At 62.3% G+C, this 17,325-nt stretch carries 18 protein-coding genes; 15 read left to right on the forward strand and 3 right to left on the reverse strand.

Features of this window, described 5'->3' with window-relative positions; all coding sequences use genetic code 11:
- From B7Y49_RS13595 to B7Y49_RS13655, 13 genes are all read left to right on the forward strand, one after another.
- Positions 1–1,449: DUF5934 domain-containing protein (locus tag B7Y49_RS13595; protein ID WP_374128141.1), on the forward strand; the 1,449-nt coding region annotated here is incomplete at its 5' end.
- 4 nt (positions 1,450–1,453) lie between these two features.
- Positions 1,454–1,819 carry a hypothetical protein gene (locus tag B7Y49_RS13600; protein ID WP_374128142.1) on the forward strand — a complete coding sequence of 122 codons (366 nt, stop codon included), beginning with the start codon at positions 1,454–1,456 and terminating at the stop codon, positions 1,817–1,819.
- Positions 1,812–2,498: a type-F conjugative transfer system protein TrbI gene (locus B7Y49_RS13605; RefSeq protein ID WP_374128143.1), complete on the forward strand. Its 687-nt coding sequence runs from the start codon at positions 1,812–1,814 to the stop codon at positions 2,496–2,498. The genes B7Y49_RS13600 and B7Y49_RS13605 overlap by 8 nt, the downstream gene beginning before the upstream one ends.
- Positions 2,479–3,015: a S26 family signal peptidase gene (locus tag B7Y49_RS13610; protein WP_374128144.1), complete on the forward strand. Its 537-nt coding sequence runs from the start codon at positions 2,479–2,481 to the stop codon at positions 3,013–3,015. Before B7Y49_RS13605 ends, B7Y49_RS13610 begins: the two co-directional genes overlap by 20 nt.
- Complete coding sequence (gene traW, locus B7Y49_RS13615) at positions 3,012–3,668, forward strand: type-F conjugative transfer system protein TraW (RefSeq protein WP_374128145.1); 657 nt, start codon at positions 3,012–3,014, stop codon at positions 3,666–3,668. Before B7Y49_RS13610 ends, traW begins: the two co-directional genes overlap by 4 nt.
- Positions 3,668–3,937: a hypothetical protein gene (locus tag B7Y49_RS13620; protein ID WP_374128146.1), complete on the forward strand. Its 270-nt coding sequence runs from the start codon at positions 3,668–3,670 to the stop codon at positions 3,935–3,937. Before traW ends, B7Y49_RS13620 begins: the two co-directional genes overlap by 1 nt.
- Positions 3,937–4,956 (forward strand): conjugal transfer pilus assembly protein TraU, encoded by a 1,020-nt coding sequence (gene traU / locus B7Y49_RS13625; protein ID WP_374128155.1) that lies wholly within the window; start codon positions 3,937–3,939, stop codon positions 4,954–4,956. The genes B7Y49_RS13620 and traU overlap by 1 nt, the downstream gene beginning before the upstream one ends.
- A 10-nt stretch (positions 4,957–4,966) precedes the next feature.
- Entirely contained in the window at positions 4,967–5,710 is a 744-nt protein-coding gene (trbC, locus tag B7Y49_RS13630) for a type-F conjugative transfer system pilin assembly protein TrbC (RefSeq protein WP_374128147.1), read from the forward strand.
- Positions 5,707–7,542 carry a conjugal transfer protein TraN gene (locus B7Y49_RS13635; protein ID WP_374128148.1) on the forward strand — a complete coding sequence of 612 codons (1,836 nt, stop codon included), beginning with the start codon at positions 5,707–5,709 and terminating at the stop codon, positions 7,540–7,542. The genes trbC and B7Y49_RS13635 overlap by 4 nt, the downstream gene beginning before the upstream one ends.
- 40 nt (positions 7,543–7,582) lie before the next feature.
- Positions 7,583–7,921, forward strand: coding sequence for a hypothetical protein (locus B7Y49_RS13640; protein ID WP_374128149.1), 339 nt, complete (start codon positions 7,583–7,585; stop codon positions 7,919–7,921).
- A 221-nt stretch (positions 7,922–8,142) separates the two neighbouring features.
- Positions 8,143–8,946: a conjugal transfer protein TraF gene (locus B7Y49_RS13645; protein ID WP_374128156.1), complete on the forward strand. Its 804-nt coding sequence runs from the start codon at positions 8,143–8,145 to the stop codon at positions 8,944–8,946.
- A gap of 65 nt (positions 8,947–9,011) precedes the next feature.
- Positions 9,012–10,412, forward strand: a complete 1,401-nt coding sequence (locus tag B7Y49_RS13650; RefSeq protein WP_374128157.1) for a conjugal transfer protein TraH — start codon at positions 9,012–9,014, stop codon at positions 10,410–10,412.
- An 18-nt stretch (positions 10,413–10,430) separates the two neighbouring features.
- Entirely contained in the window at positions 10,431–13,244 is a 2,814-nt protein-coding gene (locus tag B7Y49_RS13655) for a conjugal transfer protein TraG N-terminal domain-containing protein (RefSeq protein WP_374128150.1), read from the forward strand.
- Between the two features lie 9 nt (positions 13,245–13,253).
- Here the strand turns inward: B7Y49_RS13655 and B7Y49_RS13660 are convergent, their stop codons facing one another.
- Positions 13,254–13,466: a hypothetical protein gene (locus tag B7Y49_RS13660; protein WP_374128151.1), complete on the reverse strand. Its 213-nt coding sequence runs from the start codon at positions 13,464–13,466 to the stop codon at positions 13,254–13,256.
- A gap of 198 nt (positions 13,467–13,664) precedes the next feature.
- Between B7Y49_RS13660 and B7Y49_RS13665 the strand changes: the two genes are divergently transcribed.
- Both B7Y49_RS13665 and B7Y49_RS13670 read left to right on the forward strand, forming a co-directional pair.
- Complete coding sequence (locus B7Y49_RS13665) at positions 13,665–14,438, forward strand: type IV toxin-antitoxin system AbiEi family antitoxin (protein ID WP_374128152.1); 774 nt, start codon at positions 13,665–13,667, stop codon at positions 14,436–14,438.
- Positions 14,428–15,231 (forward strand): nucleotidyl transferase AbiEii/AbiGii toxin family protein, encoded by an 804-nt coding sequence (locus B7Y49_RS13670; RefSeq protein ID WP_374128153.1) that lies wholly within the window; start codon positions 14,428–14,430, stop codon positions 15,229–15,231. The genes B7Y49_RS13665 and B7Y49_RS13670 overlap by 11 nt, the downstream gene beginning before the upstream one ends.
- A gap of 326 nt (positions 15,232–15,557) precedes the next feature.
- Here B7Y49_RS13670 and B7Y49_RS13675 read toward each other — a convergent pair whose 3' ends face one another.
- Together B7Y49_RS13675 and B7Y49_RS13680 are read right to left on the reverse strand one after the other, a co-directional pair.
- Positions 15,558–16,331, reverse strand: a complete 774-nt coding sequence (locus B7Y49_RS13675; protein WP_374128158.1) for a Fic family protein — start codon at positions 16,329–16,331, stop codon at positions 15,558–15,560.
- Complete coding sequence (locus tag B7Y49_RS13680) at positions 16,309–17,310, reverse strand: site-specific integrase (RefSeq protein ID WP_374128154.1); 1,002 nt, start codon at positions 17,308–17,310, stop codon at positions 16,309–16,311. The genes B7Y49_RS13675 and B7Y49_RS13680 overlap by 23 nt, the downstream gene beginning before the upstream one ends.
- Between the last annotated feature and the right edge of the window lie 15 nt (positions 17,311–17,325).

The following is a 17,325-nucleotide window of genomic DNA, read 5'->3' on the forward strand; positions in this document are numbered from 1 at the left end:
CGCGTGCTCAAGTCCGTCTACCGGGCTGCAGGCTGGGACCTGCTCGACGACCGCTACCTGCAGGTGATGGGGCTGCTCTGCGCGATGCCGATGACGATGGCCAACGGCCTGTCGAAGGATCTCGAGCGCATGAAGCGGATGCGGACGCTGCTCACCACGACGGCGGCCAATCTGGCACCGATTCAGGGCGAATATCTGGGCGGCCAGGTGCCGCACTTGCTGTTGATCGGTCGGCGCGGCCAACCCTTCTTCTGGAGCCCGTTCGAGAATGCCGCCGGCAACCACAATGTCGCGGTCTTCGGCAAATCGGGTTCGGGCAAGTCGGTCGCGCTCCAGGAGCTGTGCGGCTCGCTCTGCGGCGCCGGTGCAAAGGTGGTCGTGATCGACGACGGCCGCTCGTTCGAGCACTCGGCAAAACTGCAGGGCGGCGCCTTCGTCGAATTCACGATGAGCTCGGGCTTCTGCCTCAACCCCTTCTCGATGATCGACCAGGTTCAGGCGGCTGAGGACGAGGATTACCTTCTCGACTGCATGGCGATGCTCAAGGCGATCATCAATCAGATGTCGCGGCACATCAACGTGCTCGATGACACCGAACGGGGCCTGATCGACGGCGCGGTCAACCAGGTCTGGGAGGAGCATGGCAGCAAGGGTTCGATCGATCTGGTGATCGCAGCCCTGGAGGCGACCGGCAACCCGTTGGCCTCCAATCTCGGCATCGCGATGCGACCCTTTTCGTCGGGAGGCACGTACGGGCGGTTCTTCCAGGGTGAAGTCTCGTTCGAATTGCAAGCGCAGCTCACCGTCTTCGAGCTGTCTGATCTCTCGGCGCGCGAGGAACTGCGCAGCGTCGTGCTGACCGCGATCATGTTCATGTCGCAGCAGATGATGCGCAAGCTCGATCGCTCAATCCCCAAGGCGCTTCTGCTCGACGAGGCGTGGCAGATGCTCCGGGGCGGCGCGATGGCCGACTTCATCGAGACCTATGCTCGCACCTGCCGGAAATACGGCGCGTCGCTGGTCACCGCGACCCAGTCGCTCAACGATTATTACAAGTCGGCCGGCTCGATCGCCGCCCTCGAGAACTCGGACTGGTTCGTTATCCTACAGCAAAAACCGGAGACGATCGCGGACTTCAAGAAGCACGATCGCTTCGAGATGGACGATTACACCGACGCCCTTCTGCGTTCGCTGAAGCGCAACGGTTTCGAATATTCGGACATCATGATCAAAGGGCCCGACACGCTCGCGGTCGGGCGCCTCGTGCTCGATCCCTATTCGGCCACGCTCTTCTCCTCGAGCCCGAGGACATTCGCTGCGATCGACGCGCTGATCGCGGAGGGCATGAGCATGGACGAAGCGATCGAGCGGATCGCCTTTCCCGACAACCCCGAAAAATGGGTGAGCAATCTCGTCGACACGGACGAGATCGCGATCGCTGCGGAGTAGGATCATGGCGACGAACGCTGACGACGTGAAGATCTCTAGTGCGCGCAAGGGCAGGCTGACGGCGGCCGAATGGCGGTCCGTTCTCTACTTCACGCTCCATGGGTTTGGATTCCTGGGCAGCACGCTGCTGATCACCTGGGGGCTGTTCTTCCTGTTCTTCCTCGCGATCGGCGGCTTCTCCTTCGACGGCTTCATCCACCAGCTCAACAATTTCACCACGCGCTATGTCGCGGCCGATCAGGCCCGGACCGGCGCATTTCTCAACATTTTCGCGATCGCGCACATGATCCTCTCGGCGGCGGTCATCACCTTCCGCCGGGATCGCATCTTGCCCCGCCGCATGCAGGAAGGGGTCCGCGATCATGGCTGAGCAACCCGAACTCGACTTGCCCCCCGCACCTCCCGCGCCTCAAGCCGCTCTTCCCAAGAACCGGATCGGCTTTGCAGGCTTCACCCGGCAGCAGATGGTGATCGGCCTGGTCGTGCTCGCAGTGTTGATCTGGGGGATGTGGGTCACGCGCGCGCTCACGGCGCCAAAGCAGGACCACATCGTGTCGGCCAGGCTGTCAGCGCTGGTTGGTGACTATGTCGAGGCGCAGCGATTCTCGGGCTCGCCGCCCGATCGGGTCCAGGCCGAGATGAGGGCTTTCATGTCTTCGCTCGATAAGGAGCTTCAGCGTCGGAGCGAGGGCGGGCAGGTGGTGCTGGTCGGCGAGGCGGTCCTAACCAAGAATGTGCCGGACATCACGGAGAGCCTGAAGAAGGCGGTGTTTGCGTCCGGTGTTCCGGAGCCAAAGCGCGTATCTGTCGAGCAGCTGCAGCGCATGCAGGAACTTTCGGCTGCACAGGCTGCGCTCGCCGCCTCTCGGCAACCGCCATTGGCAACGCCGGGGCAGATCGACCCCATGGCTGGTGTGCAGGCGGTCTCGCCGCAGAACCCGTCCGTCGGCGGTTCGTTCCCGCAACCGATGCCGCAGCCGGCTCCCGGGCAGCTGTCCAGACCGTCGGTCTCTACCTTTGGAGGCCCCGATGGCAACGGCGGCCAGTGAGCCCACGGCCCCGCGCTGGCGGTCGCGCAAGCGTCTGTGGGCGATGCTGGGTGTGGCGCTCGTCGGAACGGGTCTGTTCAGTGCGATTAGCGCATGGCGCGACAGCCACGTCTTCCTCATCAACGCGAGCGATTCCCTCCCCAATTGGGCCTTCCTCATCCGCCGGCACCAATTGCCAGTCCGCGGCGACTATGTGTTCTTCGATCCGCCGCAGAGCGCGCTTCTGCGTCGCCATTTCGGGGCGAAGCCGCAGATGTTCGGCAAGATCGTATACGGCATGCCGGGCGATGTCGTCGCGCATCGCGGAATGGTCGTGACGATCAACGGCAAGCCTATCGGGCGGCTGAAGCCACTCACGCGCTTCGGCGAGCCACTGACGCCAGGCGCGGAAGGTGTGATCCCGTCGGGCTGCTATTATGCCGGGTCTCCCCATCGCGACGGGTTCGACAGCCGTTACGCCGAGATCGGATTCGCCTGCGACCGCCAGATTATCGGTGTCGGGGAGCCTGTGCTGTGAAGCGGATGCTTGTCGCTGGCGGAGGGGCCGCGCTCCTCGGTATCGTCGCCTTTGTCATGAGCCCTGCCCGCATCGAGGCGCGTGACTATGGCCAGACGGGCCAGGCCTTCCCGGTCATCGAGCCGGATTTGCTTTCGACAATCGAAGCGCGGCTAAAGCGCGCTGAATCGACTGGCGAGCTCGCGCGCACCAACGAGATGTTCGCCAAGCGCGTCGAAGCGAAGGTTCGGCGGCCAACCCCTGTAGCTGGCCTCTCGCCAGCAACCGAGTCCAGGGACTGGACCTATGATCCAACGGTCCAGCTCGAGCACGATATTCGAGACCAGAAGGGCAACCTAATCGGCCGCGCCGGACAACGGATCAATCCACTCGACTTCGTGGCGATCAGGCAGACGCTGGTGTTCGTCGACGGCGACGATGCCGACCAGGTCGCGTGGGCCACGAGCCGGTATACCGACCTCAACGCCAAGATCATCTTCGTCAGCGGCTCGCCGATCGAGGAGATGACGAACCGGAAGCGCCGGTTCTACTTCGATCAGGAGGGCAAGCTCACCTCTCGCTTCGGCATCGAGCACACGCCGGCTGTCGTGCAGCAGAACGGCCGCGTGATGCGCGTTTCCGAGCAGGTGGTGAAGAAGGGGAGGGCGGGTTGATGCCGCTCTGGCTCGATCTCCTTCGCACGCCGATGGCGGCTCCGGAGACGTCGACGCTGCGGCGCATGCGCTTCGTCTGGCAGGCACTCTGCATCACCTGCGCGTTGGTCATCGGTCTCTTCTCACCGCTCCGCCATGCGGTCGGCCGGGCCGCGCCGATCGGCGCTGCTGTCCTGCTTTGCGCGACCGCCGCCTACACCTGCCTCTACCTGGTCCGAAAGCAGCGCGCCGACCGGGCTTCTCTCGACAACATCGGAGGCGTGGAGTGATCGGGTCCTTTCGCAGCGCCATCGGCGCACTCACATTCCTCCTCGCAATGGTCGCCCTGTCGCCACCGGCAGCGGCGGCCGGGCCGACCTGCAATGGCAAGTTCGTCAATCCGATCACCGATGTCTGCTGGTCCTGTCTCTTTCCGCTGTCTGTCGGTGCCTTGAAGATCTGGCCGAGCAGCCGCCCCGATCCCAGCAATCCCGCGTCGCCGATCTGCGCCTGCGCCGACCCGCTCCCGCGCATCGGCATATCGGTGGGGTTCTGGGAGCCGGCGCGCCTTGCGGACGTGACGATGAAGCCGTGGTGCTTCCCCAACCTCGGTGGCATCCGGATCGCGCCAGGGTTCGACATCGGCCAGGGCTATCTGACCGGACCATCCATGGTCGGTGGGCGGTCGCAGAGCACGGCCAAATGGCACGTCCACTGGTACGTCTATCCGCTGCTCTACTGGATGGAGATCCTGACGGACTTCGCTTGTTTCGAGCAGGCGTCATTCGACATCGCCTACATGACCGAGGTCGATCCGCTCTGGCAGGATGACTCGCTGGCGGCGCTGATCAATCCCGAAGCGATCGTGTTCGCCAATCCTATCGCGCAGGCCGCCTGCGCCGGCGATTGCGTCGCCGGCACCGTCCATCTGCCGCTCGATCCTCTATTCTGGTGCGCAGGCTGTCAGGGCTCGATGTATCCGCTCAACGGCAACATTCCGTCCTCGATCGGGCACGTCCAGTCCTCGCGGCTCGCGCTCTCGCGGTTCGCTTTCAAGATGCACCGTGAAGCACTTGCCTGGGGGACGATGGGATCGGCCGGGCTCTGCAAGAAGTATCTCATGCCGATCATGCGGAAGCAGCAATACCGCTTCCAGATGGTCAATCCGATCCCGACCGTCAGCGGGCGCTTCGCCTGCTCCGCGATCGGTGCCTCCACCATGCCACCCGACGCTGGTCGTGCCTATCCCGCCGGCGGCGAGGACATGGGCTACCTCGTTTGGCGCAAGCGCAATTGCTGCGTGCTCTAGGGGTCTGACGATGCGCTATCTCACCATCGGCATCCTCGCGGTCCTGGGCACCGCCGGTGTGTCCGCGCTGCTCGCTCAGACCGTCGACGGCGTAGACGTTCAGGCGGTCAAGAAGCGCTCAGCCGACCTCGCCGCGGAGGCCCAGGCCTTTGTCGATCAGGTCAAGGACAGGGGCGACCGGTTCCGGGAGGAGGCCGCTCAGGTCCGCGACGGCGGAACTGACAATATGCGCAAGATTGCGACGACCGAGCTTCCGAAGGGTCCCGCAGGGCCGGTCGATTTCGACGAGATCGTTAAGGGCGCGTCCCAGAATGCGAGCGCGAAAGGTGGGGAGGCGCCGCAATTCATCGCCTTCGCCAGCCTGTCGATGCCGGACGCTACGCTCAAGCAGCTCGTGCGCGATACCTCGAACGCCGGCGGTGTGGTTGTATTCAGGGGGTTTCCGAACAATTCCGCCAAGGAGTTTGTGGCACGGCTCGGCAAGGTCGTCGACAAGGGGCAGTTCGCCAGCATCGGCATCGATCCCCGGCTGTTTCGCGCGTTCGATGTCCAGGCTGTCCCGACCTACATCACGGTCTCGTCGGACTTCGATCTGTGCGCCGGCTTCTCCTGTCAGACCAAGGTGCCGCCCTACGATCGCATGATCGGTAACGTGACGGTGGAATATGCGCTCTCGACCTTCGCGGGCGGCAGCGGCCCGGGCGCCCGCGTAGCGGCGGTGGCTCTCTCCAACATGAAGCGCGACCGGCAATGATCGTGCGCCGCCTCCTGGGCGTGCTGTGCGCCCTGCTGCTCACGGTCGAGCCTGTCGCCGGGCAAGAGATGACGGTCGATCAAGCTCGCGCCGAGGGCAGGGCGATGGCGCAGGAGAAGAGAAACGATTCTTCACTGATTCCGTCCAGTGACGCGCAGGCTGCGGCTGTTCCAGGATATACAGGCACCAGCCAGCCCCAGACGACCTATTATGACGACCCGGACAAGCTCGTCGCCGATGCTCAGGCGCAGAAGTCTTCCGACCAAAGCTACCGGGTCACAACAGACGCCGATCGCACCCGCCCGACCTTCAGCAACGCCGAGATCCTGGCAACGACGAACCGCGCAACGACCGTCGAAGGCGACCCGTCGGCCTATCTCGCGGGCGAAGCGTACAGCAGCACCAGCGGAACCTGCACACCCCTCCCGCCGGGTTCGGGAACGAGCGGCTATTACGAAGCCACATGCAATCAGGGAACCAAGATCGAGCAGGAGCCACGATCATGCTCGATCACCATGGTGCCCGAGACCACGACAGTCGACGCGTACAAGTTTTTCGTCGTGCCAAACGGTGCGTACGGCACCCCCTTTGCCCGATATGACGCGATGGCGCCGCACCTGGCTTCAGGTGTCTGCCGGCCGACCGGCGTCGTGATGCAGGCCTGTCAGGCCCACAGGATTTACGGCGTTTCGACCAACAAGTTCTGCGACGACTATAACGCGACCGAATATGTCTGCTCTGAGAACCTGACCGATCTATCCCTCCTTCCAAGCCCGATCACGGGGCAAGGCTGGCACGCCAAGACGACCGAAACGCAGGTGACGACCAAAAGGGTCGATGGCTGCGGAGCCATGGCCGGAGATACGATGTGCACGGCTGATCCGGCCGGGGAAGTCTGCACAGAAGGCCCCGAGACCCGAATCATCGATGGCGTACCGGTCACGCAATCGTGCTGGGCATGGAAGCGCAACTTCACCTGCAACGTCATGTCGGCGGGCAACGATTGCGGCGATCTGGAGAGCAACCGGTCCTGCACCTTCCTCCGTGAAGATTGCCTTGATGACCCGCAGAGCGGGCCCTGCAAGGTCGCGGAGAAAGTGTACCGCTGTCCGACCCCTGCGAGCACCGTCGGGGGCGACAAGCAGTATATCTGCGGGGACGATGTCTACTGCATCAACGGCGATTGCGAACCGATCGTCCGCGAGGCGTCAACCGAATTCAGGGATGCGCTCGTCGGGCTTCACGCGCTCGATCAAGCCGGCAAGGAGTTCAACGAGGCCGACTTCAAGGTTTTCACGGGTACGCGCGAGACCTGCCACAAGCCTGTGTTCGGCCTGATCAACTGCTGCGCGGGAAAGGTGTCGGGCCTCGTGCCGCTCGGTGCTGGTGCAGCAGCGCTCGCCGGTGGGCCGGCCGCGATCGCCGCCTTCGCCACGCCGTTCCTCGTACTGTTCGCTTGCAGTCAGGACGAGATGAAGCTCGACATCAAGGACCGGATGGGCCTTTGCCACAACCTCGGCAGCTATTGCTCGTCGAGCTTCCTCGGGATCTGCTCGACCAAGCGCACCGCCTATTGCTGCTTCGAGAGCAAGCTCTCGCGCGTCCTGCAGGAGCAGGGCCGCCCACAGCTCGGCAAGCCATGGGGCAGCGCGAAAAAGGAGCAGTGCCAGGGCTTCACGGTCGATGAATTCGCGAGGCTCGACCTGTCGGTGATGGATTTCACCGACGTTTACTCGGACTTCATGGACGCCGCGAAGCTGCCCGATGAAGTCCAGACCATGTCCGGCATTCAGGACAAGATTCAGGCCTATTATGAGCTCCACGGCAAATGAACCCCTCGCCTCGACCGCGAATCTCGCCTGCGAGTGGGACATGACGGTGCTCGAGCTCGCGATCTTCCTCGCTGTCTATCGAGCAAAGCGGCCACCGCGGTTCGACGACGTGCTCGAGACCCTCAGTTCCTGGTTCGAAGGCGCCGTCCCAAGGAAGACGCTGAGCAGGGGTGTCTTGAAGATGGGCGCCAGAGGCTGGCTCGTCGCGGACGGCGACAGGCTGCTGCCGGCCGAACCGGGAAGGCAGGCGGCGTGCCCCCTCGTCAATGGGATCATCCGGCTGCTCGACCAGGGAACTCGGCTGATCGACGTCGCCCTGATGCTGGCCGTCCTGAGATTGACCAGAGAGGAATTGCAACATGGCGATCTCCATAATTGAACTGCCGGCGCTAATCGTATTGCTGGCGGGTTCGCCGCCTGTGGTGCCAGTGACACCGCACGGCTGCGGAGCCACTACCGCCCCCCGCGATGTCGACTGCTGCATTCACCTCGCAGCCTGGGACGGCCAAGCTGCACACCCCCACCATCCTTCCTCCTCCGCGCAATCCGCTCCATCCGACGAAAGGACATCCAGCGATGACGAGTTTCGCTAGGCTATCGATGCTGCTGCTGGCCGTGTCTCCGATCGGCGCAGCGGCTCCGCTCTGGGCGCAAGCGGCTGGGGCCGCCCGCGATGCGATCGAGCAGGATGTGCCCGACGATTTCTACTGTGGTGAGCGCAAGCTCGGCCAGTGGTTCTATTGCGTGAAGCCAAAAACGACCGAGGCTGCCCCCAACGCATTGACGGAGCCTCAGGCAAGCGCAGCCGAGCGGATCGCGTCAATCACCAAGCAGCTCGATGAACTCAAGGCGCGCGCGATCCTCGAGCCGACCGAGACCAACGTCATCGCCTATGTTCGCTTCCAACGTGAGCAGCTCGACCGCGCGTCGACCTTCTCGGACACCTGGCAGCGGGCGCTCTGGCAGAACCCCGATCTCGACTACACGCTGCAGCGACCGGTCTCGACGGTGGGCAAGCGCCTCTGGCTCGACAATCGCAAGGCGGACCGGGATGCGATTCTGACCAATCTTGGCCAGCGATATGGTCTGTTCTATTTCTACGCGCAAAGCTGCGGCGCCTGCGAGGTGTTCGCGCCGATCCTGCGCTCTGTGACCGACAGCCACAGGATGAGCGTGATGGCCGTCTCGATGGATGGCGGGCCGAACAAGGAATTTCCCAATTACGTGGTCGATTCCGGCCAGCGATCCAGGATGGGTGTGCCCGGCAATGAGACGCCGGCGCTGGTCCTGTTCGACACGCAGACAAAGCGGACGATCCCGGTCGGATACGGCGTGCTCAGCGCTGACGAAATCATGGATCGCATCTTCATACTGACCAACACCAAAGTGGGGAGCGACTATTGATGGAACAGGCACCGGAGCAGGGGCGGCGGCGCCCCTTTCGCACGAAGGTCGCAGCATGTCTGGCGATGGTCGCGGCGTCCCACTTCGCCCTGATCAGTGTGGCCCGGGCCGACGTCGCCTCGGAAATGAACGGCTTCTTCAACGACGCTGGCGGCGCTGCCAATGTCACCGGACCGACGGCTTTCCAAGGGCAGTCGGCGGGCTATTATTCGCTCGGGAATGTCTGGACGCGCTTCCCCCAGAAGAGTGTGTCGCCCTTCAATCTGCAGCTACCAAGCGCGCGCGCAGGCTGCGGTGGCATCGATCTCTTCAGCGGCAGCTTCTCCTTCATCAACGCCTCCGAGATCGTTGCTATGCTGAAGGCGACCGCGAACAATGCGCTCGGTTTCGCCTTCAAGCTCGCCATCGATTCGGTCTCGCCGGAAATTGGGAAGGTGATGGATGAGTTCAGCCAGAAGGCCCAGCTCCTCAATCAGATGAACATCTCGAGCTGCGAGACCGCCCAGGCGCTAGTCGGTGGGATCTGGCCGCAAATGGATTCCACCCGCTCGACGATCTGCGAGGCCGTGGGCAACAGCCAGGGCGTCTTCTCGGACTGGGCCGCGTCTCGGCAGGGCTGCAACAACGGCAACAAGCGCGATGCCACGATCGCCGGCAACACCGACGCCAATATGAAGGATCAGCTCGTCGGCGAGCCGCACAATTACACGTGGGAGGCGCTGAAGAAGTCCGCGAAGTTCGGCGCGTTCGATCAATCTTTCTCCGAATATATCATGACGCTGGTTGGCACCGTCGTCACCCAGCCTTCCACCGATCCTGCCGTGGGCGGGAAGGTGGTTATGTTCGGGCCGGCGGAGGAAGCGGTGGTCACAGCCCTCCTCGATGGCACGGCCGACGCACCGGCGGTCAAGATGCTGAAGTGCAACGATACGGATTGCTACGATGTTGGCGAGCAGACCTTGTCGGTCCCAGCCTCCTCCGCGCTTCGGCCGCGGATCGCGTCGATGATCAAGTCGATGAGCAGCAAGATCCGCACGGATACGGCGCTCGACGCGGCAGAGAAGCAGCTTCTGAACATCGCGACCGTACCAATTTACAAGATCCTCGCGGTCCAAGCCTATGCCCACTATGCGTTGACCGACGGCGAGATCGAAACGCTTTCGGAGATCGTGGCGGTCGATTTGCTGGCCGCGATGCTCGACAACATGCTCGACCGCGTCGAGCAGGCCCAGACGCATTATCAGACATTCGATCAGGCCACGGCCACGCAGTGGAAGCAACAGATCGCCGCGACCCGTCAGAAGTTCGCCCAGCGTGACGTGAAGCTCTCGAACAAGCTGCAGGTCACCATGCAGATCATCGATCGGAGCATCATGCTCGAGTCCACGCTCCAGAACTCGATGACGCCGGGGATGTCGTCCGCACTCAATTTCTCGCGCGGGCTCAATGCACAAGGGCTGAACTAGGGCAGGGGAGCCGCGGCGATGGTGGAGGTCTTCACGGTTGGGGGTGGCGAGTATCTCGTCAACACCTTCAACGCGGTCGCGGCCTGGTCGGGGGGCGGGGGATATCGATCCCTGCTCCGCGTCGTGATGGTGATGGGCCTGATCTACTCGTTGCTTGTCGTCGCGTTCACGCTCAACTTTCGAGTGTGGATGAACTGGTTCCTGCAATCGACGCTGATCTACCTTTGCCTGATGGTACCGACGATCGATGTGAAGGTGACCGACCGGATCAATCCGTCTTTGGCACCGGCGACGGTCGCGAACGTTCCGCTCGGGCTCGGGGTGCTCGCGAGTTTCACGACCCAGATCGGCGATTGGCTGACCCGAACCGCCGAGACCGTCTTCGTCATGCCGGGCGAGCTCAATTACTCGAGCAATGGCATGGTCTACGGCGCGCGTCTGTACGATGCGACCCGCAACTTCGTCATCCGCGACGCTGAGTTTTCGACGAACCTGGAAGAGCACTTCAAGAAGTGCCTGTTCGGCGACGTGATGCTTTACCGCAAATCGCTCACCGTCCTTGCGCAGTCGAAAGACCTCTGGGCGGACATCGGGCCCGGATCGGAGGCTCGTTCGCAGGAGTGGCTAGAACGGCAGGGCGACGGCACAGTGAACAGCGCGATCGTCACCTGCAGGCAGGCCTACGACATGCTCAACGCCCAATGGGCGCCAATGATCGAAGCAAACACGCCGCTTTGGGGCAAGGAACTCTATCCCAAGCTGAGCAACACGCTCGCGGCCGACAAGCTCAAGCATGATCTGCCGATCGCGAACGCGGCCTTCACCGGGTCGGCCAGCAACTATTCCGATTCCATGCGACAGAACACGGCCATCAACGCTTTCATGCAAGCCCGCAACAGCATGGCGGGCGGGTCGGGGGCGGCGACGATCGACACTTTCGCGCAGACGCGCGCGGACATACAGGCGCGCAATACCTACAATTCGATCGCTCAGCAGGCGATGGCCTGGGTGCCGATCCTGAATATCGTCCTGACGGTGGTCTTCTTCGCGATGTTCCCGGTGATCTTCCCGCTGTTCCTGATGCCGCAGACGGGGCTCGGGACGCTTAAAGGCTATGCGATGGGGTTCTTCTACCTCGCTGCGTGGGGGCCGCTGTATGTTATTCTCCATATGATCTGCATGACGAGGGCGGAGGCGGCCGCAGCTGGCGTCGCTGGTGGCGGCGTGACGCTAGGCACCTATGCCGGCATCGGTGCGGTGAACGGCGAGACGGCGACAATCGCCGGCTTCATGCTGATGAGCATCCCGTTCCTCGCGGCGGGCCTGGCTCGCGGCGCAATGTCGATCGCGGGGCAGGCGACCTCGATGCTCGCCCCTGCGCAGAACGCGGCGGAGGCGGCCGCGCTCGAACAGACGACGGGCAATTATTCCTACGGGAATGTGAGCTGGGCGAATTCCACATCGAACATGCGCCAGAGCGATCAGTGGACGACGGCACCGAGCTACATGGGCGGTGCGACCAGCGTTGGCTGGCGGCAGGATAATGGCGCTGTCGTGTCTGGCTTCGGTAACGGGCAAGAAGTGTTCGACACGAGCGGCGCGATTTCTCGGCTCGGTTTCACGCCGACGATGAATTCGGGTACCGTCGCGGAATGGAGAGAGATGGCGAACCAAGCGCATCGTCAGGCGCAGGCGTTCGAGAATGCCGCGCAAGAGATCCTCACCAGCACGCACACCAACCGCAGCGCGTTCGGAACCTCGTCCGAGCGCGCCTCGGGCTTCGAATCCGGCGCAGGTAGGTCCGCAAATACGAACGTCGAGAAGTTTGACCGAACGACCGGCTCAAGCTCGCAGGGCATGGAAGAGCGCTCGTCGACCGGCCAGAGCCAGCGGATCTCCGAAGGTCACGATCGGCAGGCAGGGACGACAGATCAAGTCGCTGGTTCGCTTGGGGGAGCGCTTGGTGGGGCCGGGCGGGGTGCTACTGGCGGGAAAGGCCGATTGGGCAGTTTGTTGCCGAACGTCAGTGGCACTGTCAGCGTCAATAAGACCGGAACTCAAACGGATAACCTACGATACGGGACGGATTCGAGCAGGTCTACTGACTCCTCCAGCTCGTCGTCCAGCGGCGTACGCGATGAACACTCCAACGGCACCGGAGCATCAACCTCCGACGGCACTTACGAGCGATCGGGCGTATTCAGCCGGTCTTCCTCAACATCCTCGTCTTCGCAAAGCACTGAAGACGCCCTTGCTCGGGCGCGCTCCTACACGGAGGCGGCACGCAAGATGGAGGAGCTGTCCGAGTCGCTCTCACGCGACGCCAGCTTCGCCGAAACCCACGGGATGCAACTCAGCGAGAATCTGAGCCAGGACCTTGCGCAGTGGTACAGGCAGCAGCAGCTGCTGCACCCGAACCTGGACGCGCCAGAGCTATGGGCGACGAACCTGACCGATCAGCAACGCGCTGTCAGGTCGCAGATGATTCAGCAATGGTCTCAGGAAAAACGTGATGCGCTTTGGAATGAAATCCAGGGCAGCATCTCCGAGCCGAATTTGGTGGATGTGCGTGGTACCGGCGTTAGAGGTCCAGGGGATGTTCGGGCCTCCTACCGTCCGCACGGTGTCGATCGGGCTGGCAGTGGCAGCGCGGGGGGCGATCCCAACGCGGCCGGGCGTATTATTGATGACGGTCGGGCGAGGTTGAGCGACGACAGGGCTTCTGCAGAGGCTGCCCGCACCAATCGCGCAGGTGCGACCGTCGATCTGCAATCAGAAGTGAACCGGGATCAGAACCGTGGGTTTTTCACTGATCCCGATCTTAGGAAGTGAATGCTCGAATCACCAGGCCAGGAACAAATAGACGCCAGTTCCTACAAGCAACGCCAACGAGATGAGGCCTCCGATTGCTCTACCGGGTGTGAGCGGTCTATCATCATTTGAATCAACGACCTGAGGGTTCATCAGCTGATATTCTGCTGTGAATTGCTCTTCGATATAGACCGGACCACCAGGGAGGTCCTTCGTTGCGAGATAGGTTCTCAGGTCGTACATGTCGAAAGCTCCGAACAGCCGGTTTTATACAGTGTCTGAAGTTTGTTCGCAACGGGTTGAGCGGGCTTCTCGAGTCTACCGAATCCGTGCATGCCACGTTCAGGCATCGGATCATATGTCACAGATATATCTATAACATATTGAGACGGCAATTTCCGAGGGATTGAGTCACCTTGAAAATTATGACATAGATATGCCATGAAGGTAGCTCGATCCGATAAATTGAGGTTGTTGCTCGATGCATGGGAGCCGCACACCGTGGCGACCAGTCCGCATCTGAGGGCACTCGGTCTGACGGCGCAGGACCTGCAGAACTACACAGCATCGCAGTGGCTGGCATCCCTAGGCCGCGGCGCGTTCAAACGCCCGATGGAAACCGTGACGTGGCAAGGAGCGCTTTACAGTGTCCAGTCACAACTCAAGCTGCCGGTGCATGTCGGCGCGCTCACCGCGCTCGAGATGACAGGCAACAGCCACTATGTCCGGTTCGGCGAGAACAAAGCCTACCTCTTTTCGCCGCTACGCGTGGTTCTGCCCGCTTGGTTTCAGACTCATTGGGGGGGGGCCGTCCGGCATATGCAAAGCAAGCTTCTGCCGAACGATCTGGGTCTCACCAAGCAGCGAGCCCCAGAAGGCTATCCATTGAATACCGCTACGCCCGAGCGGGCCATATTAGAGTTGCTCCACCTTGCGCCCAAGGAATTCGATCTCGTCGAGGCGGGCCAAATCATAGAGGGCATGACATCGCTTCGGCCCAAGCTTATGCAGTCGCTGCTCGAGGCCTGCGCTTCGGTGAAGGTCCGGCGGTTGTTCCTCTACCTCGCGGAACGGGCAGATCTTCCTGTTATGCGCCATCTGGATGCGGATCGAATAGACTTGGGCTCAGGCGATCGCAGCCTTGCGAAAATGGGCCGCTATGTGCCGAAATATAAGCTGCTCCTTCCCTGGGAGCTCGTCTCGAATGGGCGATGAGCAATATCGGGACCAGGTTCGTCTCCTCCTGGAAGTCCTGCCGCTGGTTATGGCCGAACCGGTCTTCGGGCTGAAAGGCGGCACGGCGATCAACCTGTTCGAATGGGATCTTCCGCGGCTGTCGGTCGACATCGATCTGACCTACCTTCCCGTCCACAACCGCGCCGAGTCCTTGCGCGCGATCGGTGAGGCGCTCGCTCGGATCAAAGCGGAAATCGAGTGTCGCCTGCCTCCAACCCGCGTTATCCAGACACGACAGGGCCAGGAAGAGATGGAGGTCAAGCTCCACTGTCAGCGCGGCAAGACCCAGATCAAGGTTGAGGTGAACCCCACCCTGCGCGGCCACCTCCTTCCCCTCCGCGACCTACGGTGCTCCGACCGTGTGCAGGAGAGATTTGAAGCATTTGTCGAGGCGCGTTGCCTCTCACACGGCGAGCTTTTCGGCGGCAAGATCTGTGCCGCGCTTGACCGGCAGCATCCGCGCGATCTCTTCGATGTGAGACGCCTACTCGACGGGGAAGGGCTCATTGACGAGGTTCGCCACGGCTTCATTGCCGCCCTCGTAAGCCACGGGCGTCCGGTCGCTGAGCTTATCTGCCCGAGTCGAAAGGACCAGAGCGACACATTCAAGACTCAATTCGAGGGGATGCCCTTCGAGCCTTTCACTTACGATGATCATGTTCAAACGCTCGATCGCCTTGTGCAGGCGATACACGCATCTCTGGACGCCGATGATCGAAGGTTCCTTGAGGGTTTGAAGCAGGAGACCCCCAATGGGATTGCTTTCCATTGACCACGATCCGCGAGCTACCAGCTCCACAGTTCAAGTTGATGAACATCCGCAGGTTCCAGGACACGCAGCCGAAAAGGCATGAAACAGGCCTTGCCGCTCTTCGACAAGCGCTCCAACGCTAAAGCAGCCGGCGGCGGCCTAATGGCATCGGACGCCTTGATCCAAGAAGGCTGAGCGTTCTGCCTGATCAGCCGTTCCCGCAATCATTTTACACGATTTAACCAGTTCTATATAAAACGGCTAGAACCGGCTAAATCCCCTCACCACGGACCCATGCGGAGGACAATGCCGGAGGGATAGACAGGATCACAACGATGCCTGTCGGCCTATGGCTCACCTCCTTCTGGTGCGATGCCGCTCGTGGGTCGATCGAAGGGGCCGGCCAGCCATGAGCTGAGATATTCGGCCACCATCGCGAGGAATTGCTCGCGTTGGTCGGACGCGGCGCGCGTGAACATTTCCAGCGGCCAGGCGAGGAGTCGATCAAACGGACGCGGGTGGATGGCGAAGCGGGCGGCGAGTGGGATCTTCAGTTCGGTGGCCGCGGCGGCGAAAAGGGCGCGCTGGATATGACCGTTTCCGTCGAGGAACGGATGGATTTTGCCGAACCAGCAGAAGAGATGCGTCAAGGTCAGGAGCTGCACAAAAGGCGTAGCGGACCGCGCGGGAACCAGCTCGCGACTAACCTCGGACAGCAGGAAATCGAGTGCCGCGGCGACTTTCTCGGGCTCTTCGAACGAAAAGCTCTTTTGGGGGCTGAAGAGTTGGGGCGCCCCCGAACGCCGTCCCTCGAGCGAGGTCCCTGCCGCACCTCGGTAGGTGCCCGCATATTCGGGATAGCCTGGCGGCGTGATCCCAGTGAACAAGGTGCGGTGAAGGTCTCGAGGATCGGTCAATATGGAAGAACGATAGGCGGCGTCGACAAGAATCGTTTGCTGCAGATTTGCGCACGCCCGCGTCATCACCGCATCGTAATTAGGCATGGCATAAGCCTGCCATTCGGGCGCTGTCGTCATTGTCGGCTCTTCCGGGATCTCGAATTTCGTTGAGCCGGCAGAATTGCCGGGCAGCCCTGCATCACAGAAACTCCTCACCTGCATGGTCGTCAAACAGTGCGGCATCGCGGACATAGCCGGCGACTGTGTCGAGCGACTTGTGGCGCGAGTGGTCCTTCATCTTGAACAGGTTCGCTCGCTTCGCGGCCGCCTCGGTAAGGAAACCCGCGCGTAGGGAATGCCCGGAGAACAGGGCTGGGTCGAGCCCGGCCGCCAGGGCCGTCGTCTTCACCAGACGGGCCACGGTCTTGTCGGTGATCGGATCGGCAGTCAGCGCGTCCCCCCGCGTCAACCGGCGAAACACCGGGCCCGTCCGGGGCTTGCCGGTAACGGGATCAGGGCCGATCAGATCGGCCGCCTCAAGCCAGTCGCTGAGGAGGCTGACAGGCCGGATATAACGGCCTTCGGGGATTGCAATCTCCTGGCCCTCGGCATCCTGATCGCCTTTCGAACGGGGGATTGATATCCGCACGCCCGAGGTCTCGAAATCGAGATCGGACAACTGCATACCGGCTATTTCGGAACGGCGAAATGCGCCCGCCATGCCTATCCCGAGAATTGCGCGATCGCGCTTGGCGCGCAGGCCTCCGGCCGTGATCGTCGCGAGCATAGCGGTGAGAACGTCCGCCGCTGCCGGCGCTTTTTGATCCGTCTTGCGCGCATATTTGCGGCGCACGCCCGCCATCATCTGCGCGATGACGCCGGCGGCATCACGCGCGGTGGGCGAGGCGAGACCCGCCTCCTTGTGATGATGGTTGATCGCCGCGACGCGCCGGCCGATCGTGACCGGCGCGATCCCCGCCTCGGCCTCGACATGGGCGAACAGCGCGACGATGTCAGGGTGGGCGGGCAGCGCTTCGACGTTGCGCGCGTCACAGAAGTCGCAGAAACGTTCCCAGTCCGAGGCATAGGCTTTCTGGGTCGATCCTGCCTTGGACGCGGCCAGCGTGTCGCGCGCGCCTTCGATCTCCGCGAGCAGGTCGGCCGGAAGGTTGGTCGAGATCGGGAGCAGGTCGCGGGCCATGGCTTACATGCCTAT

It is taken from the genome of Sphingomonas sp. 28-62-11 (genome assembly GCF_002278865.1).
Lineage (GTDB): Bacteria > Pseudomonadota > Alphaproteobacteria > Sphingomonadales > Sphingomonadaceae > Sphingomonas.